The organism is Erwinia aphidicola (assembly GCF_024169515.1).
Lineage (GTDB): Bacteria > Pseudomonadota > Gammaproteobacteria > Enterobacterales > Enterobacteriaceae > Erwinia > Erwinia aphidicola.
In genome coordinates this window covers 3,781,872-3,807,752 of sequence record NZ_JAMKCQ010000001.1, presented here as the reverse complement: position 1 = coordinate 3,807,752, position 25,881 = coordinate 3,781,872, and the positions used below count along the sequence as shown (strand labels likewise).

Annotated in this window: 25 protein-coding genes; 13 read left to right on the top strand and 12 right to left on the bottom strand. The window is 58.1% G+C overall.

Annotated features, from left to right (window positions below; translation table 11 throughout):
• Positions 1-58: 58 nt before the first annotated feature.
• From J2Y91_RS17925 to J2Y91_RS17910, 4 genes are all read left to right on the top strand, one after another.
• A complete protein-coding gene (locus tag J2Y91_RS17925) occupies positions 59-1,600 on the top strand; it encodes a pyridoxal phosphate-dependent decarboxylase family protein (RefSeq protein WP_133623797.1) in 1,542 nt (513 codons plus the stop codon).
• Complete coding sequence (locus J2Y91_RS17920) at positions 1,593-2,882, top strand: lysine N(6)-hydroxylase/L-ornithine N(5)-oxygenase family protein (RefSeq protein WP_301292162.1); 1,290 nt, start codon at positions 1,593-1,595, stop codon at positions 2,880-2,882. The genes J2Y91_RS17925 and J2Y91_RS17920 overlap by 8 nt, the downstream gene beginning before the upstream one ends.
• 1 nt (position 2,883) lies before the next feature.
• Positions 2,884-5,238, top strand: coding sequence for a GNAT family N-acetyltransferase (locus J2Y91_RS17915; RefSeq protein WP_133623799.1), 2,355 nt, complete (start codon positions 2,884-2,886; stop codon positions 5,236-5,238).
• A 104-nt stretch (positions 5,239-5,342) separates the two neighbouring features.
• Positions 5,343-6,569, top strand: a complete 1,227-nt coding sequence (locus J2Y91_RS17910; protein ID WP_048915831.1) for an MFS transporter — start codon at positions 5,343-5,345, stop codon at positions 6,567-6,569.
• A 110-nt stretch (positions 6,570-6,679) separates the two neighbouring features.
• Here J2Y91_RS17910 and lpxM read toward each other — a convergent pair whose 3' ends face one another.
• The 3 genes from lpxM to znuA form a co-directional block, all read right to left on the bottom strand.
• Entirely contained in the window at positions 6,680-7,651 is a 972-nt protein-coding gene (lpxM, locus tag J2Y91_RS17905) for a lauroyl-Kdo(2)-lipid IV(A) myristoyltransferase (RefSeq protein WP_133623800.1), read from the bottom strand.
• Positions 7,652-7,787: 136 nt separating this feature from the next.
• Complete coding sequence (gene mepM, locus J2Y91_RS17900; RefSeq protein WP_133623801.1) at positions 7,788-9,113, bottom strand: murein DD-endopeptidase MepM; 1,326 nt, start codon at positions 9,111-9,113, stop codon at positions 7,788-7,790.
• 11 nt (positions 9,114-9,124) lie between these two features.
• Positions 9,125-10,072, bottom strand: coding sequence for a zinc ABC transporter substrate-binding protein ZnuA (gene znuA / locus J2Y91_RS17895; RefSeq protein ID WP_133623802.1), 948 nt, complete (start codon positions 10,070-10,072; stop codon positions 9,125-9,127).
• A 77-nt stretch (positions 10,073-10,149) separates the two neighbouring features.
• On the opposite strand from znuA, the gene znuC reads away from it, so the two are divergent.
• Positions 10,150-10,908: a zinc ABC transporter ATP-binding protein ZnuC gene (znuC, locus tag J2Y91_RS17890; RefSeq protein WP_048915827.1), complete on the top strand. Its 759-nt coding sequence runs from the start codon at positions 10,150-10,152 to the stop codon at positions 10,906-10,908.
• Positions 10,901-11,686: a zinc ABC transporter permease subunit ZnuB gene (gene znuB, locus J2Y91_RS17885; RefSeq protein ID WP_133623803.1), complete on the top strand. Its 786-nt coding sequence runs from the start codon at positions 10,901-10,903 to the stop codon at positions 11,684-11,686. Before znuC ends, znuB begins: the two co-directional genes overlap by 8 nt.
• Before the next feature lie 67 nt (positions 11,687-11,753).
• Here znuB and ruvB read toward each other — a convergent pair whose 3' ends face one another.
• The 6 genes from ruvB to aspS all read right to left on the bottom strand — a co-directional run bounded on the left by ruvB (position 11,754) and on the right by aspS (position 17,090).
• Positions 11,754-12,764, bottom strand: a complete 1,011-nt coding sequence (gene ruvB / locus J2Y91_RS17880; RefSeq protein WP_133623804.1) for a Holliday junction branch migration DNA helicase RuvB — start codon at positions 12,762-12,764, stop codon at positions 11,754-11,756.
• A gap of 9 nt (positions 12,765-12,773) precedes the next feature.
• Positions 12,774-13,388, bottom strand: a complete 615-nt coding sequence (ruvA, locus tag J2Y91_RS17875; RefSeq protein WP_048915824.1) for a Holliday junction branch migration protein RuvA — start codon at positions 13,386-13,388, stop codon at positions 12,774-12,776.
• Between the two features lie 92 nt (positions 13,389-13,480).
• Positions 13,481-14,002: a crossover junction endodeoxyribonuclease RuvC gene (gene ruvC, locus J2Y91_RS17870; protein ID WP_048915823.1), complete on the bottom strand. Its 522-nt coding sequence runs from the start codon at positions 14,000-14,002 to the stop codon at positions 13,481-13,483.
• A gap of 31 nt (positions 14,003-14,033) precedes the next feature.
• Positions 14,034-14,777 carry a YebC/PmpR family DNA-binding transcriptional regulator gene (locus J2Y91_RS17865; protein WP_048915822.1) on the bottom strand — a complete coding sequence of 248 codons (744 nt, stop codon included), beginning with the start codon at positions 14,775-14,777 and terminating at the stop codon, positions 14,034-14,036.
• Between the two features lie 91 nt (positions 14,778-14,868).
• A complete protein-coding gene (nudB, locus tag J2Y91_RS17860; RefSeq protein ID WP_048915821.1) occupies positions 14,869-15,303 on the bottom strand; it encodes a dihydroneopterin triphosphate diphosphatase in 435 nt (144 codons plus the stop codon).
• Positions 15,303-17,090: an aspartate--tRNA ligase gene (aspS, locus tag J2Y91_RS17855; protein ID WP_133623805.1), complete on the bottom strand. Its 1,788-nt coding sequence runs from the start codon at positions 17,088-17,090 to the stop codon at positions 15,303-15,305. Before aspS ends, nudB begins: the two co-directional genes overlap by 1 nt.
• Before the next feature lie 266 nt (positions 17,091-17,356).
• On the opposite strand from aspS, the gene J2Y91_RS17850 reads away from it, so the two are divergent.
• From J2Y91_RS17850 to cmoB, 6 genes are all read left to right on the top strand, one after another.
• Positions 17,357-17,950, top strand: a complete 594-nt coding sequence (locus tag J2Y91_RS17850) for a hypothetical protein (protein ID WP_133623806.1) — start codon at positions 17,357-17,359, stop codon at positions 17,948-17,950.
• A 207-nt stretch (positions 17,951-18,157) separates the two neighbouring features.
• Entirely contained in the window at positions 18,158-18,724 is a 567-nt protein-coding gene (locus J2Y91_RS17845; RefSeq protein ID WP_133623807.1) for a hydrolase, read from the top strand.
• A 101-nt stretch (positions 18,725-18,825) separates the two neighbouring features.
• Positions 18,826-19,650 carry a DUF72 domain-containing protein gene (locus J2Y91_RS17840; protein ID WP_133623808.1) on the top strand — a complete coding sequence of 275 codons (825 nt, stop codon included), beginning with the start codon at positions 18,826-18,828 and terminating at the stop codon, positions 19,648-19,650.
• 67 nt (positions 19,651-19,717) lie between these two features.
• Positions 19,718-20,113, top strand: coding sequence for an MAPEG family protein (locus J2Y91_RS17835; RefSeq protein ID WP_048915816.1), 396 nt, complete (start codon positions 19,718-19,720; stop codon positions 20,111-20,113).
• A gap of 84 nt (positions 20,114-20,197) precedes the next feature.
• On the top strand, positions 20,198-20,938 hold the full coding sequence (gene cmoA / locus J2Y91_RS17830; protein ID WP_133623809.1) for a carboxy-S-adenosyl-L-methionine synthase CmoA: 741 nt from the start codon (positions 20,198-20,200) through the stop codon (positions 20,936-20,938).
• Entirely contained in the window at positions 20,935-21,903 is a 969-nt protein-coding gene (gene cmoB, locus J2Y91_RS17825; RefSeq protein ID WP_133623810.1) for a tRNA 5-methoxyuridine(34)/uridine 5-oxyacetic acid(34) synthase CmoB, read from the top strand. The genes cmoA and cmoB overlap by 4 nt, the downstream gene beginning before the upstream one ends.
• A gap of 124 nt (positions 21,904-22,027) precedes the next feature.
• On the opposite strand, the gene J2Y91_RS17820 is transcribed toward cmoB, so the two are convergent.
• Entirely contained in the window at positions 22,028-22,858 is an 831-nt protein-coding gene (locus J2Y91_RS17820) for a hypothetical protein (protein WP_133623811.1), read from the bottom strand.
• A gap of 172 nt (positions 22,859-23,030) precedes the next feature.
• Positions 23,031-23,786 (bottom strand): copper homeostasis protein CutC, encoded by a 756-nt coding sequence (gene cutC / locus J2Y91_RS17815; RefSeq protein ID WP_133623812.1) that lies wholly within the window; start codon positions 23,784-23,786, stop codon positions 23,031-23,033.
• Between the two features lie 103 nt (positions 23,787-23,889).
• On the opposite strand from cutC, the gene J2Y91_RS17810 reads away from it, so the two are divergent.
• Complete coding sequence (locus tag J2Y91_RS17810; protein WP_133623813.1) at positions 23,890-25,035, top strand: MalY/PatB family protein; 1,146 nt, start codon at positions 23,890-23,892, stop codon at positions 25,033-25,035.
• On the opposite strand, the gene J2Y91_RS17805 is transcribed toward J2Y91_RS17810, so the two are convergent.
• Positions 25,032-25,598 carry a VOC family protein gene (locus tag J2Y91_RS17805; protein WP_133623814.1) on the bottom strand — a complete coding sequence of 189 codons (567 nt, stop codon included), beginning with the start codon at positions 25,596-25,598 and terminating at the stop codon, positions 25,032-25,034. The two genes, J2Y91_RS17810 and J2Y91_RS17805, sit on opposite strands and share 4 nt — an antisense overlap.
• Positions 25,599-25,881: the final 283 nt, after the last annotated feature.

Sequence of the window (25,881 nt, the reverse complement as noted above, 5' to 3'; positions counted from 1 at the left end):
TCGTGCTGTCAGAAAAATATGACGGCTGGACTTCTTTACGCAAAAAAAGGTGACCGGTATGGTCTTTCGTTCGCAAACCGCACAGTCAGAGGCATCTTCTCTGCCGCCGGAAAAATTTATTTTCAATGATGCGCAGCTGCAAGCGTACTCACGCCAGACCGAGCGGGCAGTCGCGCTGATTGCCAGTACCTTGCACAATGTGGAAAAACCCTTTAGCGGCATCCTGCCGCATGAGCTGGCTCCGGCGTTCGCCAGCGTCGACCTCGACCGGCCACTGGGTGACGAGGAGTCCGCGCTGGCTGAACTGCAGCAGCTGTGGCTGAAGGATGCCGTGTGGTTCCACCATCCCAAATACATTGCCCACCTCAACTGTCCGGTGGTGCTCCCTTCCCTGCTGGCCGAACAGCTGATGGCCGCCGTGAACAGCTCGGTAGATACCTGGGATCAGAGCGCTGGCGCCACGCTGATTGAACAGAAGGTGATCGACTGGACGCTGAAGCGCTGTGGCCTGCCCGCCAGCGCCGACGGCATCTTCACCAGCGGCGGCACGCAGTCAAACCTGATGGCGATGCTGCTGGCGCGTGACAGCGGGTACGAGCGCAGCCACCCCGGGCGCACCATCAAGCAGAACGGGCTACCTGCCGACGCCAGTAAATGGCGCATTTTCACTTCCGGCCTCAGCCACTTCAGCATTCAAAAATCCGCAGCGCTGCTGGGATTAGGCTACGACGCGGTGATCCCGGTGGCGCACGATGACAAGTTCCGTATGGATGCCGGGGAGCTGCAGCGCGAGATTGAAGCCTGTCTGCAGCAGGGATTAATCCCGATTGCCGTGGTCGCCACCAGTGGCACCACCGATTTTGGCAGTATCGATCCCCTGCCCGCCATTGCCGCACTCAGCCGCCGCTACGGGCTATGGATGCACGTCGACGCCGCCTACGGCTGCGGGCTGCTGGTGTCAAACCTGCACCGCGAGCGGCTGGAGGGCATTGAACTGGCGGACTCGGTGACGGTGGATTATCACAAATCCTTCTTCCAGACCGTCAGCTGCGGCGCCTTCATGGTGCGCGATAAACGCCATCTGCGCCACGTCACGCATCACGCCGACTACCTGAACCCGCTCAGCGCGCAGCAGGAAGGCACGCCAAATCTGGTGAATAAAAGCATTCAAACCACCCGCCGCTTCGACGCGCTGAAAATGTGGCTGACGCTGCGCATTATGGGCGCAGAAACGCTCGGCAGCGCATTTGACGGCCTGCTGGAGCGCTGTCAGCAGGCGCACCAGCTGCTGCGCGATCACCCGGTGATGGAGGTGCTGCACGCCCCCGAACTGACCACTCAGGTGTTTCGTCTGGTGCCGAAAGCAGGCTACAGCGATGCGCAGCTCGATGAGCTGAATACCGGGGTGCGCAAGGCGCTGTTCCGCTCTGGCAATGCCGTAGTCGCCGGAACCAAAGTGGATGGCCGTCAGTATCTGAAAATCACCCTGCTCAACCCCAATACCACCCTCGCTGACCTGCAGGATACCCTCGCGCTTATCGTTCATTACGGGCGCGAGCTGCTCAGCCAGCCGCGCACAGGAGGCCAGCATCATGAGTAAAATTTACGATTTTATCGGCATTGGCATCGGACCGTTCAACCTCAGCCTTGCCTGCCTGACCGAGCCGCTGGAGGATCTCGATGGCATCTTCCTCGATCAGAATCCCGGCTTCGACTGGCACACCGGCATGATGCTGGAGAGCGCGCATCTGCAGACGCCGTTTATGGCCGACCTGGTAACGCTGGCTGACCCCACCAGCCGCTTCAGCCTGCTCAACTACATGAAGCAGCAGGGCAAGATTTACTCATTTTACATCCGCGAAGATTTCTTCCTGATGCGCAAAGAGTACAACCTGTACTGCCAGTGGGCCGCCGCTCAGCTGACTAATCTGCGCTGGAACAGCCGGGTTGATGACGTCAGCTGGGATGAGCCGCTGCAGTGCTACCGCGTGCGCAGCCACGACAGCCGCAGCGGGGAGCGCCAGCAGTGGCTGACGCGCCGCCTGGTGTTGGGCACCGGCCCGCAGGCCTGGCTACCGGAGTGCAGCAAGCCGCATCAGCAGCGCCTGACGCACTCCAGCCAGTACCTGGTGAACAAAGCCCAGCTGCAGCAGAAGCGTTCGATTACCGTACTCGGCAGCGGCCAGAGCGCGGCGGAGATCTACTATGACCTGCTGGGCGACATCGATAAATTTGGCTACCAGCTCAACTGGGTGACCCGCGCCCCGCGCTTCTACCCGCTGGAGTACAGCAAGCTGACGCTGGAGATGACCTCGCCGGAGTGGGTGGATTACTTCCACCAGCTGCCTGCGGAGAAGCGCGATAGCCTCAACGCCCAGCATAAGAACCTCTATAAAGGCATCAACAGCGAGCTGATTAACGCGATTTATGACCTGATGTACGTTAAGCAGCTGGACGGTACGCTTGACGTCAATCTGTTTACCCACTCGGCCCTCACCGCTCTGCGCTGGTTGCCGCAGGGCGAATTTGAGCTAACGCTGCATCAGCAGGAGCAGGACCGCAGCTACACGCGCCGCAGCGAAGGCATCGTCATGGCGACCGGCTATCACTATCAGCCGCCGCAGTTTATTGAGGGGATCGCCCAGCGGCTGCGCTGGGATGATAAAGGCCGCTACGACGTGCAGCGTAACTACAGTATCGACCGCAACAATCAGGTGTTTGTGCAGAACGCAGAGCTGCATACCCACGGCTTCGTCACCCCGGACCTCGGCATGGCGTGCTACCGCAACTCGGTGCTGATCCGCGAACTGACCGGGCGGGAAGTCTATCCCGTTGAGCGCCGCATCGCCTTCCAGACCTTCCCCGCCTGCGAGGAGCAGTAATATGTTGTCATCCGCTATTTTCACCACCTCACGTCCGGCGGGAGCGTTCTCGCTGCGCCCGCTGCAGCCTGAAGATGCCGCCGTAATCCACAGCTGGGTAACGCGCGACTACGCCCGCTTCTGGGGCATGCAGCAGGACACGCTGGAGCAGGTCAGCCAGTTTTATCAGCAGCTGACCGCCAGCGATCCGCACGCAGCGCTGGTTGGCTGCTGCGACGGCGAACCGGTGTTTCTCATCGAGTGCTATCAGGCGCAGCGCGATGAAGTCGGTAAGTATTATCCGGCGCGCGACGGCGACTACGGGATGCACATCCTCATCGCCCCCGCTACTCAGCCGCGTCCGCAGTTCAGCTGGCAGGTGTTTACCGTGGTGATGGACTTTATGTTCAGTCGCCCTGAGGTCCAGCGCGTGGTGGTCGAACCGGATGTCAATAACGCCAGGATCCACCCGCTCAATAAGCGTGCCGGCTTCCAGTACCAGCACCAGATTGATATGGGACACAAAACCGCGTGGCTGGCGTTTTGCCAGCGCGAAGATTACCAACAGGCACTGCAACAGGAGACGCTGACCATGACCACCCCTTCCCCGCTGCTGAGCGGCAGCCATCTGCCAGGCCCCCACTGGGAACAGGCTAACCGCCTGCTGCTGCGCAAAGCCATTGCCGAGTTCTCACACGAGCTGATTATCACGCCGCAGGCGCTGGGCGATGACCGCTATCGCCTGCCCGTTCCGGCCAGCGAGTGCGAATATCAGTTCCGCGCCCGGCGCATGGCGCTCGATCACTGGGCAATCGACGAGCAGTCGCTGCAAAAGCTGAACAACGGCGCGCCGCTGCCGCTGGATGCGCTGCAGTTTATCGTCGAGTTCAATCAGCAGATCGGTATTCCGCCTAGCCTGCTGGCGACCTACATGGAGGAGATCACCAGCACGCTGTGCAGCTCGGTCTTCAAGCTGCAAAAAAACAGCCTCAGCAGCGCCGAACTGGTTCGCGCCGATTTCCAGACGGTGGAAGCCGCCATGAGCGAAGGCCATCCCTGCTTTGTCGCCAACAATGGCCGCATCGGTTTTGATGCCCGGGATTACCTGGCCTATGCACCGGAAGCTGCCGCGCCGATCAATCTGATCTGGGTCGCGGTGCATCGCCGCAATGCGCACTTTGCCAGCCTGGATGAGCTGGAGTACCAGCAGCTGATGCGCGATGAGCTGGGCGATGCCACCCTGGCGGCGTTTCATCAGCAGCTTGACCAGGCGGGCGTGGCGCAGCAGGACTATCTGCTGATGCCGGTCCATCCGTGGCAGTGGTACAACAAGCTGCTGACGGTGTTTGCCGCCGATATTGCCGCCCGCGATATTATCTGGCTTGGCAGCGGGGATGATGTGTATCAGGCGCAGCAGTCGATCCGCACCTTCTTCAACCGCAGCCAGCCGACGAAACGCTACGTTAAAACCGCGCTGTCGGTGCTGAATATGGGCTTTATGCGCGGCCTGTCGCCGTACTACATGGCGACCACCCCGGCGATCAATCACTGGCTGGCAGAGCTGGTGAAAAATGACCGCTGGCTGCAGCAGTGCGATTTCCGCATCCTGCGCGAAGTGGCGGCTATCGGCTATCACAACCGCTATTACGAGCAGGCCATCAGCGGCGACTCGGCCTACAAGAAGATGTTTGCCGCCCTGTGGCGCGATAACCCGATGGCACAGCTGCAGCCCGGCCAGCGGCTGATGACCATGGCATCATTCCTGCACCTTGATGCCAACCAGCAGCCGCTGCTGCCTGCGCTGATTGCCGATTCAGGCCTCGACGCGGCCGACTGGGTCGCGCGTTATCTGCGCTGCTACCTCAGTCCGCTACTGCACTGCTTCTATCAGCACGACCTGGTATTTATGCCACACGGCGAGAACCTGATCCTGCTGCTGCAGAACAATATTCCGGTCAGCGCCTATATGAAAGATATCGGCGAAGAGATTGCGGTGATGAACCCGGATGCCGAGCTGCCGGATAACGTGCAGCGCCTGGCGGTGGACGTGCCGGAGCCGCTAAAGCTGCTGTCGATCTTCACCGACGTCTTCGACTGCATCTTCCGCTTTGTCAGCGCCATTCTCGACCAATCCGGCACGCTACCCGAAGCGCGTTTCTGGCAGGCCGTGGCTCACTGCGTGCAGGAGTATCAGCAGGCGCATCCACAGTTTGCCCGCAAGTTTGCGCGCTACGATCTGTTTGCCGATACGTTCCAGCGCTCCTGCCTTAACCGCCTGCAGCTGGCGAACAATCAGCAGATGATCAATCTGGCCGATCCGGCAGAGAACCTGAAGTTTTCCGGCGTATTGCACAATCCGATTGCCCGTTTTAGATAATTCATAATTGTGCAGTGTTATCAGGTAAAAATGCGGTATGTTAGCGCGGTCGCTCAGGCGGCCGCGCTTTTTTTACTTTTCATTAATTCCAGGAGGGAGCCGGAATGGCGTCATTTATCCCCATAGCAAACCTTACCCGGCGACATCTGATTTTCCCGCTGTCACTGGTGCTGTTTGAGTTTGCCACCTATATCGCCCACGATATGATCCAGCCCGGCATGCTGCTGGTGACCAGCGAGTTTAAGGTCGGCCCGGAGTGGGTATCTGCCTCGCTGACCGCCTATCTGATTGGCGGCATTGTGCTGCAGTGGCTGCTCGGGCCGCTGTCCGACAAGCTCGGCCGCCGCCCGGTGATGCTCTCAGGCGTCGCCTTCTTTATGCTGACCTGTATGGCGACCCACTGGGTGCAGAGCATTGAGCAGTTTGTCCTGCTGCGTTTCCTGCAGGGCATCAGCCTGTGCTTTATCGGCGCCGTCGGTTATGCCGCCATACAGGAAGCATTCGACGAGGCCCTGAGCGTGCGCATTATGGCGCTGATGGCGAACGTTGCCCTGCTGGCGCCGTTAGCGGGCCCGCTGGCGGGTGCGGCATTCCTTGAGTTCAGCGACTGGCGCACCATGTTCTGGCTGTTTGGCGTGGTGACCGCCGTGGCGCTGGTTGGACTGTGGCGTACCATGCCGGAAACCGCAGGCGACAGGCAGATGTCGCTGTCGCTGAAATCACTCGGCAAAGGCTACCTGGCACTGGTGAAGGACCGTCAGGTGATGAGCGGTTCGCTGGCGATCGGCCTGGTCACCATTCCCTGCCTGGCCTGGGTGGCGCTGTCGCCGGTGATCCTGATCCACGACGAGGGGCTGTCGCGCATGGACTATGCGCTGCTGCAGCTGCCGGTGTTTGTCGCGATGATTGCCGGTAACCTGACGCTGGGTAAGCTGGCCTCCCGCGTGCCGATCGACTTCCCGCTGCGTTTGGGTGCCTGGCCAATCCTTCTGGGGCTGGGGATTGCCGCCATTGCCGCGCTGATCGACGGCCACAGCTATCTGTGGCTGACTGCCGGGCTGAGCATCTATGGCTTCGGCACCGGGCTGGTCAATGCCGGGCTGTATCGTCTGACGCTGTTTTCCAGCAGCGCAGGCAAAGGCAGCGTGGCCGCGATGCTCGGTATGGTGAGTATTCTGGTGTTCGCGCTGGGGATTGAGCTGGCGAAGTTTGCTTACTTCAGCGACGGCACGCGTGCTTTCAGCCTGGCAAATCTGGCCTGTGGCCTGCTCTGGTGCTGGCTGGTGCGTGCATTCCTGCGCGAGAGAAAGCGCCGGTCGGCGTTGGATTGATAATCAGAAGGTGATGTGATGTTGTGTAGGGGCGGACCCTCTTTTTCGGTCCGCCCTTGAAGTCGTTGCGGGTCGACCAGAACAGCGGTCGACCCCTACGCGCAAACTGCTTATTTCTTCGGGTAGAGCTCTTTACGATCGTAAGGCTCCACTTCACCCGGACGACGCGTTTTGATCAGCTTGAGGATCCAGGTGTACTGCTCCGGGTTAGGACGCACAAAGATTTCGACCTCTTCATTCATCCGCCGCGCCAGTGTCTGATCGTTCACATCCACCAGATCATCCATCGGCGGGCGCAGCCAGATATCCAGCATATGCGTTTTGCTGTCGTACACCGGGAACAGCGGCACCACTCTGGCGCGGCACACTTTCATCATGCGGCCCAGCGCGGGTAGCGTGGCTTTATAGGTGCCGAAGAAATCGACAAACTCGCTGTGCTCGGCACCGTGGTCCTGATCGGGCAGATAGTAGCCCCAGTAACCCTGACGGATAGAGCTGATAAACGGTTTGATACCATCATTACGGGCGTGCATACGGCCACCAAAACGGCGACGTACGCTGTTCCAGACATAGTCCATCACCGGATCGCTCTGGTTATGGAACATCGCCGCCATCGGCTGCCCTTCGGAAGCCAGCACCATTGCCGGAATATCGACCGCCCAGCCGTGCGGCACAAGGAAGATCACATTCTGACCCGCTGCGCGCATCGGTTCGATAATCTCACGGCCGTGCCAGCGAATGCGTTTGATTGCGCTCTGCGGGCGGATAGCCAGCTCGCCCATCATCGCCATCGACTGCGGTGCCGTGGCAAACATCTCATCGACAATCTGCTCGCGCTCGGCTTCGGTCTTCTCAGGCATGCAGTACAGCAGGTTAATCTGCGCACGACGTCGCGCGCTGCGCGCCAGCTTGCCGGCAAAACGCCCCAGCGCACCCAGCAGCGGGTCGCGCAGGCGCGGGGAAACCAGCGCCAGACCAGCAAAGGCACCTACCGCCAGCCAGCTCCCCCAGTAACGCGGTAAAAGAAAGGATTTCTGAAAGGTGGGTATAAACTCAACGTTACTTTTTTTTCTGTTTTCCATGCACTGGCCTCGAACAATAACGGGCTTATGATAGTGCTGACGGGCAAATTTGCAATGTTATTGGTCATTTAGCCTCTGCCTGCCTAAAAAAAAAGCCGACGGCAACACCCATCGGCTCAGTTTTCATGCAGCTGAATTATTCAAATCGCAGCTTAGGCACCACTTCACGCACCTGCGCAAGGTAGTCGCGACGCTCTTTACCGGCCAGCCCTTCCATACGCGGCAGCTTGGCCGTTAATGGGTTGACTGCCTGATTGTTAATCCAGATTTCGTAATGCACGTGAGGCCCGGTGGAGCGCCCGGTATTGCCGGACAGCGCAATACGGTCACCGCGTTTCACCTTCTGACCTGGCTTCACCAGCAGCTTTTTCAGGTGCATATAGCGCGTCATATACTGGCGACCGTGGCGGATAGCCACATAGTTGCCCGCAGCGCCGCTGCGCTTGGAGACGATCACTTCACCATCACCCACCGCCAGCACCGGGGTACCGACCGGCACGGCAAAGTCGACGCCTTTGTGCGGCGCGATACGCCCGGTGACCGGGTTGACGCGGCGCGGATTAAAGTTAGAGGAGACGCGGTACTGTTTCACCGTGGGGAAACGCATAAAGCCGCGCGCCAGACCGGAGCCACTGCGGTCATAGAACTTGCCGTCTTCAGCGCGGATAGCGTAGTAATCTTTGCCACCGCTGCTCATACGTACGCCCTGCAGTTCGCTCTGCTCGCTTTTACCGTCCATCATTTCACGCGACATCAGCACCGCGAAGCGATCGCCTTTGCGCAGCTTGCGGAAATCCATCTGCCACTGCAGTGATTTGATCACCGCGCTGATTTCGCCGCCGGTCAGGCCTGCCGCACGGGCGCTGCTGACGAAGCTGCCGTTAACCACGCCGCTCAGTACCTTGTTCTGCCACTCACCCTGCTGCATCGCCGCGGAGGATTTAAAGCCATCGCCGGAGCGATCGTAAGTACGGGTTTCACGGCGGGAGACTTCCCAACTGAGGCGCTGAAGCTGACCATCATCGGTGAGCGTCCACGACAGCTGCTGGCCGATTTGCAGATTACGCAGATCTTTATCCGCCTTTACCAGCTGGCTGATATCAGACATATCAATGCCATACTGATTCAGTACGCTGCTGAGCGTGTCGCCGGTAGAAACGACATAGTCGTGCGTGCCGCTTTCGTCAGGCACATCCTCATCGATTTCATCTTTGGGCAGATCATCAGCAGGGGACGGCGTATCTTGATCGATAGGTTCACTGGCTTCCGGGAGCAGCGTGCGCAGCTCACTCTTTTCCAGCTCGACCGTTTTCACAATCGGGCTTTCACTGCCAGGATGATAAACGTAAGGCCGCCAGACGGTGACGGCCAGAGTAACGACGGTGAGCGACCCCAGCATGATGCGGTGAGGTCGGGGTAAATTATTGAACGCTATGGCGACAGCGCGGGCAATCTGCTGCACTTAAGTTTCCTCTATTCTCCATTCAGGCAGCTGGCATATTGGCTGGACAGCTGTGAGAGGAATGTCACATAGCTATCTTTACCTGGGGTGATGTTCGTCCCGAGTGGATCCAGCGTGCCCGAACGCACTTTGGTCCCTCTGGCAACGGCTTCAATCACGGCCGGCCTGAATTGTGGCTCAGCAAAGACGCATGCGGCCTTCTGCTCAACCAACTGTGTTCGTATTTGATGTAAACGCTGCGCGCCAGGTTGGATCTCAGGATTCACGGTAAAATGACCTAATGGGGTCAGACCGTAGTGTTTTTCAAAGTATGTGTAAGCATCATGAAAAACGAAATATCCTTTACCTTTAACCGGGGCCAGCTGATTACCGATTTTCGCATCGGCAGACGACAGTTCTGCTTCAAAGTGCTGCAGGTTAGCGTCTAGTTTGTCCTTGCTTTGCGGCATAAGTTCCAATAATTTTGCATGGATTGCAACCGCAGTTTTCTTAGCGATTTCAGGAGACATCCACAGGTGCATATTATATTCACCGTGGTGGTGGTGCTCATGCTCTTCAGCACCGCCGTGAGCATGGCCTTCATGCTCTTCCTCTTCGTCTTCTCCGCCCTTCAGCAGCAGCGCTTTTACACCCGGCAGGGTGTCCATTTCAACGCTTTTTTGTGCGGGAAGTGAAGCGGCCGACTTGGTCATAAAAGCTTCCATTTCTGGCCCAACCCAGACCACTAAATCCGCGTCCTGCAAGCGTTTAATGTCTGATGGGCGCAGCGCGTAATCATGCTCAGAGGCACCGTCGGGCAGCAGGATTTCGACCGGGGTTACGCCATCGGCAATGGCTGCGGCGATGAAGCCCACCGGCTTAACGGAGGCGACCACGGCGGCCTGGGCAGGAAGTGCAAGCGAAGCGGCGACACTCAGGCCAGCCAGCATTGAAAAGGCACGCGTTTTTTTATGTAACATAATGATTCAATCCATCGTGATTAGCTGATGGGTTGTGATATTATAACATCCGTAAACTTCTGCAACCAGTAATCGATATGTCCCCTTTGATAGCCCTTGATAAAATATCTGTGAGTTTTGGTCAGCGCCGCGTGCTGTCTGATGTTTCACTGACGCTGCAGCCTGGCCGCATTCTGACCCTGCTCGGGCCAAACGGTGCCGGTAAATCTACGCTGGTGCGCGTGGTGCTGGGGCTGATTGCCCCTACCGCCGGTACGCTGACGCGCCCTGCCCAGCTGCGAATTGGCTACGTGCCGCAAAAAATTCATCTGGATGTCACCCTGCCGCTCACCGTCGATCGCTTTATGCGTCTGCGCCCCGGCGTGAAGCGCGCCGATATCCTGCCGGCGCTGAAGCGCGTGCAGGCCGCGCAGCTGCTGGAGTATCCGCTGCAGAAATTATCCGGCGGTGAGATGCAGCGCGTGCTGCTGGCGCGGGCACTGCTCAATCAGCCACAGCTGCTGGTGCTGGATGAGCCGACTCAGGGCGTCGATGTTAATGGCCAGGTCGCACTGTACGATCTGATTGACCAGCTGCGTCGCGAGCTGAACTGCGGCGTGCTGATGGTCTCCCACGATCTGCATCTGGTGATGGCGAAAACCGACGAGGTGCTGTGCCTCAATCACCATATCTGCTGCTCCGGAACGCCGGAGGCGGTGTCGCAACATCCGGAATTTATCTCGATGTTTGGCCCACGCGGTGCCGAGCAGCTGGCCATTTATCGCCATCATCACAACCATCGTCACGATCTTCAGGGACGCATTGTTTTACGTAGAGGGACCGGACGCAATGATTGAGCTGTTATTACCCGGCTGGCTGGCCGGCATTTTACTGGCGCTGGCGGCCGGTCCACTGGGGTCATTTGTGGTCTGGCGCCGCATGTCCTACTTCGGCGACACCCTGGCGCACGCTTCTCTGCTCGGCGTGGCATTTGGTCTGCTGCTCAACGTCAGCCCGTTTTATGCGGTGATCGCGGTGACCCTGCTGCTGTCGCTGGTGTTAGTGTGGCTGGAGCGCAGGCCGCATCTGGCCATTGATACCCTGCTCGGGATTATGGCGCACAGCGCGCTGTCGCTGGGGATGGTGGTGGTCAGCCTGATGTCAGACGTGCGCGTTGACCTGATGGCCTATCTGTTTGGCGACCTGCTGGCCGTCACGCCGCAGGATCTGTGGACGATTGCGGCGGGCGTGACGGTGGTGATGCTGCTGCTGGGCTGGCAGTGGCGCGCGCTGCTGTCGATGACCATCAGCCCGGAGCTGGCGCAGGTGGATGGGGTGAACATTCAGCGTACCAAAATGATTCTGATGCTGATCACCGCGCTGACCATTGGCGTGGCCATGAAGTTTGTCGGGGCGCTGATCATCACCTCCCTGCTGATTATTCCTGCCGCCACCGCGCGCCGCTTTGCCCGTTCCCCGGAACAGATGGCGCTGCTGGCTATTGTGGTTGGCATGCTGGCCGTCACTGCCGGTCTGACCTTCTCGGCGTTTTATGACACGCCGGCAGGCCCATCCGTGGTGCTGGGCGCTGCCGTGCTGTTTATGCTGAGTATGGTGAAAAAACCGGCAGTTTAGCATCCCTCGCAGGGGTCAGGCATGCCTGACCCTGGCTTGCTGGCAGCGGGCGAGGCATGCCTCGCCCCTACGGAGAAGCCGGGCGATCGATACCAAAATGCTTGTACGCATGCCCGGTGGCAATACGCCCGCGCGGCGTGCGCTGAATAAAGCCCTGCTGGATTAAGAATGGCTCCAGCACATCCTCAATGGTTTCGCGCTCTTCGCCAATCGCCGCCGCCAGGTTATCCAGCCCGACCGGGCCACCCATAAACTTATCAATAATCGCCAGCAGCAGTTTACGGTCCATATAGTCGAAACCTTCGGTATCGACGCTCAGCATATCCAGCGCTTTCGCGGCGACATCGCCACTCATCTCCCCGGCGGCACGCACTTCCGCAAAGTCACGCACGCGCCTGAGCAGGCGGTTGGCGATACGTGGCGTACCGCGGGCGCGGCGGGCGATCTCCAGCGCGCCATCATCGGTCAGCGGCAAACCGAGGCAGGCTGCGCTGCGCCCGACGATATGCTGCAGATCTTCCACGCGATAAAACTCCAGGCGCTGCACGATGCCAAAGCGGTCGCGCAGCGGCGAGGTGAGCGACCCGGCGCGCGTGGTAGCACCAATCAGGGTAAACGGCGGCAGGTCCAGCTTGATCGAGCGGGCACCCGCCCCTTCACCGATCATAATATCCAGCTGATAATCTTCCATCGCCGGATACAGTACCTCCTCCACGATCGGTGAAAGGCGGTGGATCTCATCAATAAACAGCACGTCGTGAGGCTCAAGGTTGGTCAGCATAGCAGCCAGATCGCCCGCCTTCTCCAGAATCGGCCCGGAGGTGGTGCGCAGATTGACGCCCATCTCATTGGCGACAATGTTGGCCAGCGTGGTTTTACCGAGGCCCGGAGGACCGAATATCAGCAGATGGTCGAGCGCATCACCGCGCATTTTGGCGGCTTTGATGAAGATCTCCATCTGCTCGCGCACCACAGGCTGGCCGACGTACTCGTCCAGCATCTTCGGCCGAATCGCGCGGTCAATCACCTCTTCTTCTGTAATAACCCCGGCAGAGACGAGGCGATCGGCTTCAATCATGCTTTACCTCTAAATGGCTGCGCGCAGGGCTTCGCGAATTAACGTTTCGCAGTCGGCATCAGGTTTGCCCACTTTACTGATCATCCGGCTGGCTTCTGGCGGTTTATACCCCAGGGCGACCAGCGCAGCAACGGCTTCACTCTCGGCATCGTTACCCGTTTCCACCGGCATTTCGCTGGTCAGGGCAAACGGTGCATCGCTGGCGAACAGATCGCCGTGCATGCCTTTAAAGCGGTCTTTCATTTCGACCACCAGGCGCTCGGCGGTTTTCTTGCCCACGCCCGGCAGTTTCACTAGCACGGCGATCTCTTCACGCTCGACGGCAGTCACAAACTGCTGGGCCGACATCCCGGAGAGGATCGCCAGCGCCAGCTTCGGCCCGACGCCATTCACTTTCACCAGCTCGCGAAACAGCGCACGCTCGGGCTTACTGTTAAAGCCGAACAGCAGCTGGGCATCTTCACGCACCACGAACTGGGTAAAGATGATCGCTTCTTGATTGAGTTCGGGAAGCTCATAAAAACAGGTCATCGGCATTTGCACCTCATAACCCACGCCGCTGGCCTCAATTAACACCACTGGCGGCTGTTTTTCCAGGATAATGCCTCTCAGACGACCTATCACATTCGCTTCCTTCCGATAACTTTAAGTGGGGAGTTTATAGCATAAAAAAGGCTGGATGAATATCCAGCCTGCCGGGAATTTCGGGATGAAAGCTAACTCAGGCGGCCGCGTGCAAGGGTCAGTTTGCCTTCGCCAATACGCGTGACGTTCTGGCTCAGATGGCAGTGGGTGATGGCAATGGCCAGCGCATCCGCCGCATCCGCCTGCGGGTTAGCAGGAAGTTTAAGCAAGGTGCGCACCATGTGCTGCACCTGGCTCTTTTCCGCACCGCCCGTGCCTGCCACGGTCAGCTTGACCTGACGCGCCGCGTATTCGAACACCGGCAGGTCCTGATTAACCGCCGCGACGATCGCCGCCCCGCGTGCCTGGCCGAGCTTCAGCGCCGAGTCCGCGTTCTTGGCCATAAATACCTGCTCGATAGCAAAATATTCTGGCTGGAACTGCGTGATAATTTCACTGACGCCCGCATAGATCAGCTTCAGGCGGGTCGGCAGATCGGCCACGCTGGTGCGGATACAGCCGCTGCCCAGATAGGTTAACTGCCGCCCGACCTGGCGGATCACTCCGTAGCCGGTAATGCGCGAACCCGGGTCAATACCAAGAATGATCGCCATTACGCGCTCCTGCGGTGCGATGGAGCCGCTATCAAAGCGTTTCCGCCACCTCGTCAGAAATTTCACCGTTATGGTAAACTTCCTGCACGTCGTCACAATCTTCCAGCATGTCGATCAGACGCAGCAGTTTTGGCGCGGTTTCCGCATCCATATCTGCTTTGGTCGATGGGATCATGGTGACTTCCGCGCTTTCCGCTGGCAGACCTGCCGCTTCCAGAGCATCCTTCACCGCGCCCATGTTTTCCCACGGGGTGAACACGTCAATCGCGCCATCGTCATAGGTCACCACGTCATCAGCGCCGGCTTCCAGCGCCGCATCCATCACCGTATCTTCATCCAGGCCAGGTGCGTAAGAGATCACCCCTTTTTTAGTGAACAGATAGGCAACCGACCCGTCAGTCCCGAGGTTACCGCCGGTTTTGGTGAAGGCATGACGCACTTCAGACACGGTACGGTTACGGTTATCAGACAGGCACTCGATCATCACGGCGGTGCCGCCCGGGCCGTAGCCTTCATAAATGATGGTTTCCATATTGGTATCATCATCGCCGCCCACGCCGCGTGCAATCGCACGGTTCATGGTGTCACGTGTCATGTTGTTGGACAGCGCTTTATCCATCGCCGCACGCAGGCGCGGGTTAGAGCTGGCATCACCGCCGCCCAGTTTGGCAGCCGTCACCAACTCACGGATGATTTTGGTAAAGATTTTACCGCGCTTGGAATCCTGTGCAGCCTTGCGGTGCTTGGTATTTGCCCATTTACTGTGTCCCGCCATTTCCTATTAGTCTCCAAATTGGCACCGGACAGGCTATCTTGCTGGCGATGACGCCTGACCGTTTGGCTAAGTTCAAAAGATTAAACCAAAGTTAAACTACGAATTCTTCAATTGCCTGGCGATTACTCCAGGACTTGGTGAGCGCGGCGGCGGCCGGGGCGTCCAGCCACTGATAGGCCAGATGCTCGCTCAGCGTTATGTCGCACTCCGCCGTCAGCGCCAGGGTAAACCAGTGTTCCCGGTTGTGGGTGGTGCCCGGCGCATAGCGGTGGAGGAAGTGCGGAAAGATTTCGAATTCTATATGACGCTGGCAGTCCACTAATGTGAGCTGCTCCGCGCAAATATCAATTCCCGTCTCTTCCAGCACCTCGCGCTGCGCGGTCCGTGCAGGGCTCTCCCCTGCTTCCTGACTGCCGGTGACCGACTGCCAGAAATCCACATCATCGCGCCGCTGCAACATCAGCACCCGCCCCGTATTGGCGGCGTAAATCACCACCAGCACTGATACCGGATGCTTGAAGGCCATTATTCGTTCTCTGATGGCTGGTCTTTGACCTTTTTAATCACCTCAATACCCAACTCAGCCAGGGAAGCCGGGTTAGCGAAACTTGGCGCTTCGGTCATCAGACAGGCCGCAGCGGTGGTTTTCGGGAAGGCGATAACATCACGGATGTTTTCCGTGCCGGTCAGCAGCATCACCAGGCGGTCAAGGCCAAAGGCCAGGCCAGCGTGCGGCGGCGTACCGAACTTCAGGGCATCCAGCAGGAAGCCAAACTTCTCGCGCTGCTCGTGCTCAGCAATACCCAGAATGCCGAATACGGTCTGCTGCATCTGGCCATTGTGGATACGCACAGAACCGCCGCCCACTTCATAACCGTTGATCACCATATCGTAGGCATTGGCAATCGCCGTTTCCGGCGCGCTGTTCAGCTCGGCTGGTGACATATCTTTCGGCGCGGTGAACGGGTGGTGCATCGCCGTCAGGCCGCCTTCGCCATTGTCTTCAAACATCGGGAAGTCGATCACCCACAGCGGCTTCCATGCGGCTTCGTCGGTGATTTTCAGGTCACGTCCCAGCTTCAGGCGCAGTGCACCCAGCGCATCGGCCACCACTTTGGCACTGTCAGCGCCGAAGAAGATCATATCGCCATCGGCGGCAGCGGTGCGCGACAGAATAGCGTCGACAATTTCCGCGCTCAGGAATTTAGCCACCGGGCTGGTGATCCCTTCCAGGCCTTTCGCACGCTCGTTCACCTTGATATACGCCAGGCCACGGGCACCGTAGATTTCAATGAATTTGCCGTAATCGTCAATCTGCTTGCGGCTAAGCTGCGCGCCACCCGGCACGCGCAGTGCGGCAACGCGTCCTTTAGCATCGTTCGCCGGTCCGGAGAAGACTTTAAACTCTACGTCTTTCAGCAGGTCAGCAACGTCCACCAGCTCCATCGGGTTACGCAGGTCCGGCTTATCAGAGCCGTAACGGCGCATCGCCTCGGCAAAGGTCATCTGCGGGAAGTCGCCGAGATCGACAGACTTCACGTCGAGCCACAGCTCGCGCACCAGACGTTCCATGATTTCACGCACCTGTGGCGCCGTCATAAACGAGGTTTCAACATCGATCTGGGTAAATTCTGGCTGGCGATCGGCGCGCAGGTCTTCATCACGGAAGCATTTGACGATCTGATAGTAGCGGTCAAACCCGGACATCATCAGCAGCTGTTTGAACAGCTGTGGCGACTGCGGCAGCGCATAGAATTTGCCTTTGTGCACGCGGCTTGGCACCAGGTAATCACGGGCACCTTCCGGCGTGGCCTTGGTCAGCATCGGGGTTTCGATATCGAGGAAACCGTGCTCATCCATAAAGCGGCGCACAAAGCTGGTGATTTTGGCACGCGCTTTCAGGCGGTTGGCCATATCCGGGCGGCGCAGGTCGAGGTAGCGATATTTCAGACGCGCTTCTTCGCTGTTCGCCATGTTGGAGTCCAACGGCAGCGGCTCGGAGCGGTTGATGATGGTCAGGTCGGTGGCAAACACCTCGATCTCACCGGTCGCCATGTCACCGTTTTTGTTTTTCTCATCACGCGCACGCACGGTGCCGGTGATCTGAATGCAGAACTCGTTACGCAGCTCAGAAGCCAGCTTGAAAGCTTCCTGACGGTCCGGGTCAAAGAACACCTGCACGATGCCTTCACGGTCGCGCATATCAATAAAGATCAGGCTGCCGAGGTCGCGGCGGCGATTAACCCAACCGCACAGTGTTACCTGCTGGCCTACATGAGACAGGTTGATCTGTCCACAATACTCAGTACGCATAACGATATCCTTTTAACTACAGCGCTGCGGGTGCAGCATTTTTAATCAATACCCTGCTCTGAGAAGCGCTGCTGCCGCGAAAAATGGCGGCCATTATAATGGAAAACGCCTCACAGGATAAGTGCTGTCATCAGTGCAACAGCGCAGAAAAAACGCGAGCAGCTTTCCAGTCCCTTCAAGCGGTCAATAAAGCAACTGGCGGCGTGGCTCTGCCAGCGCTAGTGTCGCTGCTCAGTACCCGGAAATGAACGCAGCACAGGGAACGTATGATGAGAATACAAGGCAGCAAAATGACACCTACGCCGCGGTGTCGGCATCACTATTTACTTAACGTCCACAAGAGTGACTGGCTCAGAAGTGAATACCACGTTGAGTTCCTAGCCGACTACGGGCTGATGCTGGCTGACTGGTACAGCCCTGAGCAGCTCCGCACCGCCTGGATGGTTAATTTTTTTGACCGGCAGGCGCTGTATGCCCTGCATCCACGCGCGCGCTATGACACTTATAGCGCGATGCACTACAGCCGGGAAGAGCTTGAAGCCCTGTTCATCCAGGGGATTGGCTCTGTGATGCGCAATTTTGCGCAACGCGGGCAGTGCAGCATCCTTTTCTGGCTGTCCGCCCGCCCCGCTCTGGGCCGTTATTACAATTACCTGTTGAAAAAACAATCAGTGGAGTTAGACTACCGCTACCGCATGGATATTCAAAGGGAGGCAGGAATCTATGTTATTGAAACAGGAAAGTACCACAGAGCGCAGGAGCCTGAGCAAAGCCGAACAGGCCGAGCGAAATCGCCGTATTTATCAGGAGCGGTGGCAATCCTTACGCGAAGAGCTCCAGCGTTACGGCACGCTGAGTGAGCCGCAGGAAACCCTTTTTGACATCGAAGTTTAGCCCGCAAATACCTGAGTCTCTGTCATGGGGAACAATGGTTCCCCATGTAGCTATTCGCAGGCTAAGAAATACCCGCTAACAAATCTCCCCCGCTTTATCGCCATAAATTGTCGCACAAATAGTCGGTTCCTTTGTATTCTCGCTGTTTTTCACCTGCTGAACCGGAGAAAGTCATGTTTAAACTGAACCCAAAAACCACTGCCCTGGTATTGATCGACCTGCAGGAAGGCATCCTGCCTTTCGGTAATGCCCCGCACGCTGCCAGCGATGTGGTCGCGCGTTCTGCCAAACTGGCCGCAAAATTCCGTGCCGTCAATGCACCGGTAGTGCTGGTGCGCGTGGGCTGGTCGGCTGATTTCGCCGAAGCGCTGAAGCAGCCGGTGGACGCTGAGCATGCGGGCGGCGCGCTGCCGGAAAACTGGTGGAGTTACCCACAGGCGCTTAACGTGCAGGCCAGCGATCTGGAAGTGACCAAACGCCAGTGGGGCGCATTTTACGGCACCGACCTGGAGCTTCAGCTGCGTCGCCGCGGCATCGACACGATTGTTCTGGGCGGCATTGCCACCAACATCGGTGTGGAATCTACCGCGCGTAACGCCTGGGAGCTGGGCTTCAACCTGGTGATTGCGGAAGATATCTGCAGCACGGCGACGGCAGAGCAGCACCAGGCCAGCTTCGAGTGGATTTTCCCGCGCATTGCCCGCGTTCGCCAGTCTGAAGAGGTGATCGCCGCACTGTAATCCGCATGGCGCGGACCGGAGGGAACCGGTCCTTTTCTCCCTTGCACACCGTTATCCCCCCGCGTTACAGTCGCCCGCAGTCAACACTCACAGGAAACGTGATGAAGCCGTTTTATCTCGGCCTGCCGCAGTGGCAGCACCCGCAATGGAAGAAACTGGGGATGAGCACCCTGGAGGATTATGCCCGCTACTTTAACTGCGTTGAGGGCAACACCACGCTCTATGCCCTGCCGCGCCCGGAAGTGGTGCAGCGCTGGCGGGCGATGACCCATGATGATTTCCGCTTCTGTTTTAAATTCCCGGCCACCATCAGCCACCAGGCGGCGCTGCGCCAGTGCAGCGATCTGTGTAACGAGTTTTTCTCGCTGCTGGCGCCGCTGGCCGATCGTCTTGGGCAATATTGGCTGCAGCTCCCTTCCGCCTTTTCCCCGGCCGACCTGCCCGTGCTCTGGAGCTTTCTCGATAGCCTGCCCGCGCAGTTTCGCTACGGGGTTGAAGTGCGCCACCCGGAGTTTTTTGCCAAAGGGGAAGCGGAGCGCGCCCTGAACCGCGGCCTGCACCAGCGCCGGGTTAACCGGGTCATTCTGGATACGCGAGGCGTACACAGCGCCGTGCCTTCTACTGCCGAAATTATCGAAGCCCAGCGCAAGAAGCCAAAGCTACCGGTCCATGCGCTGATGACGGCAGATGCCCCGATGATTCGCTTTATCGGCGGGGACGACCCGGCTGCTAATCTCGGCTGGTTTAACGCCTGGCTGGAACGCCTGCCGCAGTGGTACGATGCGGGCCAGCCGTGGCTGTTTATTCATACCCCGGACGTGGGCTTTGCCCCGGAACTGGTGCGTTATCTGTGGCCTGCTCTCCAGCAGGCATTGCCGCAGGTAGGGGATGCTCCCGACTGGCCACGGCAGGAGTTACTGTTCTGATAGCGACAGAGAGCGGTTTGTCCGCTACCCTGTCGCACAAGAAATTTCTTACAACATGGAGTGAGAGATGGTCAGTGCTCTCTACGTAGTGCTTGGCGCGATTTTTATTATTAAATTTTCTCTGGATGTGGTGAAGCTGCGGCGTCAGTACCGGGTCTCCATTGGCGATGGCGGCGTCTCTGATCTACAGCTTGCCATTCGGGTGCACGGCAATGCGGTAGAAAATATTCCGATTGCCGTGATGCTGCTGGTGATGATGGAGATGAACGGCGCTGACATGGTCCTGCTGCATCTGCTCGGCGTGCTGTTTTTCCTCGGTCGCCTGATGCACTTTCACGGCTTACGCAGCCGGACCCTGCTGTGGCGCCGCAATGGCATGATCCTCACGCTGCTCTCCCTGTTTGGCATGGTTGTCACCAATCTGGTGTTCCTGCCGTGGGACCTGGTTTTCACCCTGCATTAATCCTCAGACTGGCAGAAAAGGTGCAGCCCGCGCCGCTTTCTGCCAGAATATGCCCTTTCCGTTAGCCTCTCCGGACTTACCATTATGTCTAACCGCGATACGCTGTTTTCCGCGCCAATTGCCAAACTTGGCGACTGGACGTTTGACGAGCGCGTGGCTGAAGTCTTTCCCGATATGATTCAGCGCTCCGTGCCCGGCTATTCCAACATTATTTCGATGATTGGCATGTTAGCCGAGCGTTTTGTACAGCCGGACTCAACCGTCTATGACCTTGGCTGTTCACTGGGCGCCGCTACCCTGTCGGTACGCCGCAACATCAAAGCCGCAGGCTGCAATATTATCGCCGTGGATAACTCCCCCGCGATGGTCGAGCGCTGCCGCCGCCATATTGACGCCTTCCGTGCCGACACGCCGGTAGAGGTCATTGAAGCCGATATCCGCCAGATCCCGATTAAAAATGCTTCGATGGTGGTGCTCAACTTCACGCTGCAGTTTCTTGAACCGCAGGAGCGCCAGCAGCTGCTGAATACCATTTATCAGGGCCTGAAGCCCGGTGGCGCGCTGGTGCTGTCTGAGAAATTCAGCTTTGCCGATGCCGATGTGGGTGAACTGCTGTTTAACATGCACCACGACTTCAAACGCGCTAACGGCTATAGCGAGCTGGAGATCAGCCAGAAGCGCAGCATGCTGGAAAACGTGATGCTGACCGACAGCGTGGAAACCCACAAATCGCGCCTGCACAGCGCCGGTTTCGAACATGCCGAACTGTGGTTCCAGTGCTTTAACTTTGGATCTTTAATTGCTTTAAAAGCGGGTCACGCCTGATGGATTTCGGAAACTTTTACCAACTAATTGCCAAAAGCCCGTTGTCGCACTGGCTGGAAACGCTGCCAGGGCAGATCGCCGCCTGGCAGCGCGAGTCGCTGCACGGCCACTTCAAGAACTGGGACCGCTCCGTCGAACACCTGCCGGATCTCACCCCGGAAACCCTCGACCTGCTTCACGGCGTCAGTGCCGATAGTCCCCATCTGACCGCCCGCCAGCGTGACGGTATTGAGAAATTGCTGCGCAATCTGATGCCGTGGCGCAAAGGCCCGTTCTCGCTGTATGGCGTCAATATCGATACCGAATGGCGCTCCGACTGGAAGTGGGAGCGCGTGCTGCCGCATATCTCTTCCCTCGCCGGGCGCACCGTGCTGGATGTCGGCTGCGGCAGCGGCTACCACATGTGGCGCATGCTGGGCGCAGGAGCCAGGCTGGTGGTGGGCATCGACCCGATGCAGCTGTTCCTGTGCCAGTTCGAAGCCGTGCGCAAGCTGCTGGGTAACGATCAGCGCGCCCACCTGCTGCCGCTCGGCATTGAGCAACTGCCGGAGCTGAAGGCGTTCGACACGGTGTTTTCCATGGGCGTGCTCTACCATCGCCGCTCACCGCTGGATCACCTGTTCCAGTTGAAAAACCAGCTGGTTTCCGGCGGAGAACTGGTGCTGGAGACGTTAGTAGTGGAAGGCGACGATCAGCAGGTGCTGGTGCCGGGCGAACGCTATGCACAGATGCGCAACGTCTACTTTATCCCCTCTACCGGGGCGCTGAAGAACTGGCTGGAAAAGTGTGGTTTCGTCGATGTGAAGATTGTGGACTACTCCGTGACCAGCACCGGGGAACAGCGCCGGACCGACTGGATGACCAGCGAATCCCTCGCCGAGTTCCTCGACCCGAACGATCCGGGCAAAACGATAGAAGGCTATCCGGCCCCGCTGCGTGCGGTGCTGGTCGCCACTAAGCCCTGAACCAGGGGAATACGTGGCGCGAGCCTGGCATCTGCGTAGGGGATGGGCATGCCCGTCCCCTTTTCATTCCCAAAGTGGCGCGAGCCTGGCATCTGCGTAGGGGACGGGCATGCCCGTCCCCTTTTCATTCCCAATACTCAAATCGGTAGGCAGCGGTAATATTGCGCCGCACTATTCCACTGGGAAAAACTTCCATCTCGCGCGAGTAGCTCAGGGTACAGTTACCGCGATCGTCCCACAGCTGGCACTCGTCGACGCTGGTCATACTGCTGAGCGGATTGTCGGTTTTGGTCGTCAGGCTCAGCTCGCGCTCCTGCTTATCGTAACGCCACTGCATGGTGCTACGTTCCGATTTTGAAGAGAGCAGCTGATTGTTATTATTCCAGCGGTAGTCGAAAGCCCCGTTGCTATTTTGGTCTGAGCCGCGCGACACGCTGCGCACCAGGCGCTGTTTCTCATCGAAGCGATTAGTGGTTTCCGTAAAACCTTCCTCACCCTGCAGCAAAAATTTATCGGTTGAACTGGTGATGCTGCCGCGCTTACCGGTGTGATAGTCGATGGTGCCCTGCTTATGGTTGACCTCAACCGGCTGGCCGTCCTTTAGCTGAAACACCACCAGATCATAGCCCGAGCGCCAGCCCTGCCCGACGCGCTCGATATTCTGTACCAGCTTGATCTGCATATTCCCTTCCTGCTTCTCATAGCTGATATCGGCGCGCAGCAGTGCTCCGCAGCGGTCAAACTGGCCGAGCATGCGCTTTTGCTGGTCGACATCTTTGCCAAACTCCCCCACCACAAACTGTTTGATGGGGCCTTTTGCCGTGCCGCCCAGCATCATCAGGCTGTTGTTATTGTTCACCTGCTGAGAGCCGGGTGCGCAGGCTGCTGCGGCATATCCCGCCGGGGCCACCAGTAAAGTCATCAGCGCCGTTAACGTACAAGCGAAAATCTTCATCAAGGCTCTCATCACGGGTTAGGGATAGAGTGAGTGTAAAAGTTTTTTGCGTCATCCGGCATCATCTGCGTGCGTTGAGAACAAAAAAAACCCCAACAAAGGGGTTGGGGTCTGGTACTTGCAAACATCACGTCAGAGTGCGGCGTGCTGCGCGGCAAAATCGGCTGCTGTCTCAGGCCACTCTTTCGGGAGCGCCAAACGACATGACGCTTTTCATTGCCGCCACCACGTCGCCATCAACGCAGCTGCGGCTGAATTCATCTATTTCCGTTTCGGAACACATCGACACGCCGGCTTTGCGGTAGCGCATCGGGGAAGAGACTCGCTGACTGGCCGAGCTGTGAAGCTCAGTCAGACCGGCATCAATAAATTTTTGCAGATTGCTCAGGCGCACGCCGGCACCCGCCATAATAATCGGACCGCAGGTCATGCGGCTAAGTTCCCTTAACAGCGGTAATCCGCTTTCTGCACTCTGCTGCTGGCCTGAAGTCAGAATGCGCGCCACGCCGAGATCCGTCAACTGTTCCAGCGCGCTGCGTGGGTTGTGGCACAGGTCGAACGCCCGATGAAAGGTCACGCTCATGCCCTCACACAGCCGCATGACCTGCTGCATGCGCGCCAGATCGATATGTCCGTCTTCATCCAGCAGGCCGATCACCAGCCCGGGGAAGCCGCGCTCGCGGATAAAAGCGATGTCCGACTTCATCAACTCAAATTCAATCTCGCTGTAGCAGAAGTCGCCGCCGCGCGGGCGTACGATCGGGTGAACCGGAATCGATACGCGCTGGCGCGCGGCAATCAGTGCGCCTGCTGACGGAGTCAGTCCCCCTTCGCCGGGGGCTGCGCACAGCTCAATCCGGTCGGCTCCCGCCCGTTCTGCCGTCACTGCGCACTCCACCCCGTAGCAGCATATTTCCAGTTTTCGCATCCTATCCTCCGGTTAATCACTGCTGGCTGTTTGTTTATGTATACTCTGATGATTAGTCTGAACTTATCTTGCACTGGTACTTATTTTAACGGGAAACATGATCATGGCATTCAGTTTTGACCAACGGATAGACCGCCGTCACAGCGATAGCCTGAAATGGCGAAAATATGGTGACCGGGATATCCTTCCGCTGTGGGTAGCGGATACGGATTTTCGCTCTGCCGACTGCATTATCGACGCGTTACAGCAGCGGGTGGCTCACGGAATATTCGGTTATGGCTTCCCGCAGGAAGAGCTGATTGACGTGATTATCGCGCGTATGAGCAGCCGCTATGGCTGGCAAATCCAGCCGGAATGGTTAGTGTTTCTTCCCGGCGTAGTAACCGGGCTTAATCTATGCGTGCGTGCCTTTACCGAAGCCCATCAGGGCACCGTGGCCCCCACCCCAATCTATCCGCCGTTTCGTTCCGCGGCTTCGCTCGCCGCCAGAGATCAGATCAATGCCCCGCTGGTGCTGCAAGAGCAGCGCTGGGTAGTGGATTTTGACGCGCTGGACGCGCAGCTGACCGGCAACGAGAAGCTGCTGATGCTGTGCAACCCACAAAACCCCGGCGGCACCGTCTATCGCCGCGCTGAGCTGGAAGCCCAGCTGCGGTTTGCCCAGCGCCACGACCTGCTGGTCTGTTCGGATGAAATCCACTGTGACCTGCTGCTGGAACCGGGGGTAGAGCATATTCCGTTCGCCAGCCTGAGCGAAGACGCCGCGCAGCGCTCAGTAACCCTGCTGTCGCCGTCAAAAAGCTTCAATATCGCCGGGCTGGGCGCATCGCTGGCCATTATCCCCAACCGTGAACTGCGTGAACGTTTTAACCAGCAGCGTAAAGGCATTGTGCCGGACGTCGACGTGCTGGCGCTGGTCGCGGCCACCGCGGCCTGGCGCGACGGTCAGCCGTGGCTGGAGGCGCAGCTGGCGTATCTGCGCAGCAACCGCGATGCGCTGGTGCAGCACGTTAACACACTGCCGGGCATGAGCATGGTCGCGCCGGAAGGCAGTTACCTCGGCTGGATTGACGCCAGCCAGCTCAACGTAGCCAGCCCGGCGCTGTTCTTTGAAAAACACGGGCTGGGTTTCTCGGCCGGGCGCGACTTCGGCGATGACAAGTTTGTGCGCTTCAACTTTGGCTGTCAGCGCGACCTGTTAAACGAGGCCCTGCGCCGCATGACGCTGGCGCTGGCTATCGGTCGCTAAGCTTCGCGTTCGCTCTCCACAATCTCCTTCAGGCTCCACGGATGGAACTTGATGGTCACCTGGCCGTCAGTCACCGCCAGCGTCGGGTTGGGCAGCCGCTCACCTTCCCCATGCGGCGCGCTGCTTTTCACTGAAATGCCCTGTTGGATCAAGCCTTCATCGGCCATCAGCGCCAGCGCACGCGTCCCCAGCGTGTCGGCATCGCCGCGCAGCACCACTTCGATATGCTCCCACCCCTCGTGGCGATAGAGCCGCTGACCGGGCCACGGTAGTTCAATGATGCTTATCGGCCACGGCCCCACCTGTAACGGTTGCGTTAATTCGAATAATGCAATTGGCCTGCCCGCAATCTGCTTCTCGGAAAACAGCGTACCCAGACGTAAAAGGCCCGCTTTCCAACGCTCTGCGGTGGTGTTCTGATTGCACCTCAGCGCTATGTGGTCAACTTCCAGCGCGGCGAGATCGAGCCCCAGACGCTGCGCCAGATGGTAAAGAGAGTGTAAAAAACGGGGTAAATCATTAGCCAGATCGTTTAATTCTGCTGCTTCAAAGCGCTCAGACATCACTGTTTCCTTCATTTACTGTAGCCAGGCTTACCTTTCATACTTAAGGCAACCTGAATTGCGTACCATCTCAATCAATAGAAATTTATCGCTTTAAGGCAATTATTCCTACAATTCGACTGTTTATCCGGCTTTTCATCCAGCTTCAGCTGGTTTAGTACCAGCTTTTCTTTTAGAAAATAGCCTTTAACTTTCTGTTTTAGTTTAGTTAAATTTATACAATGCGACAATTCCTAAATCAAAAGGGGTGGATTGTAGGCTATTCTGCTTTCTTATAGATTTG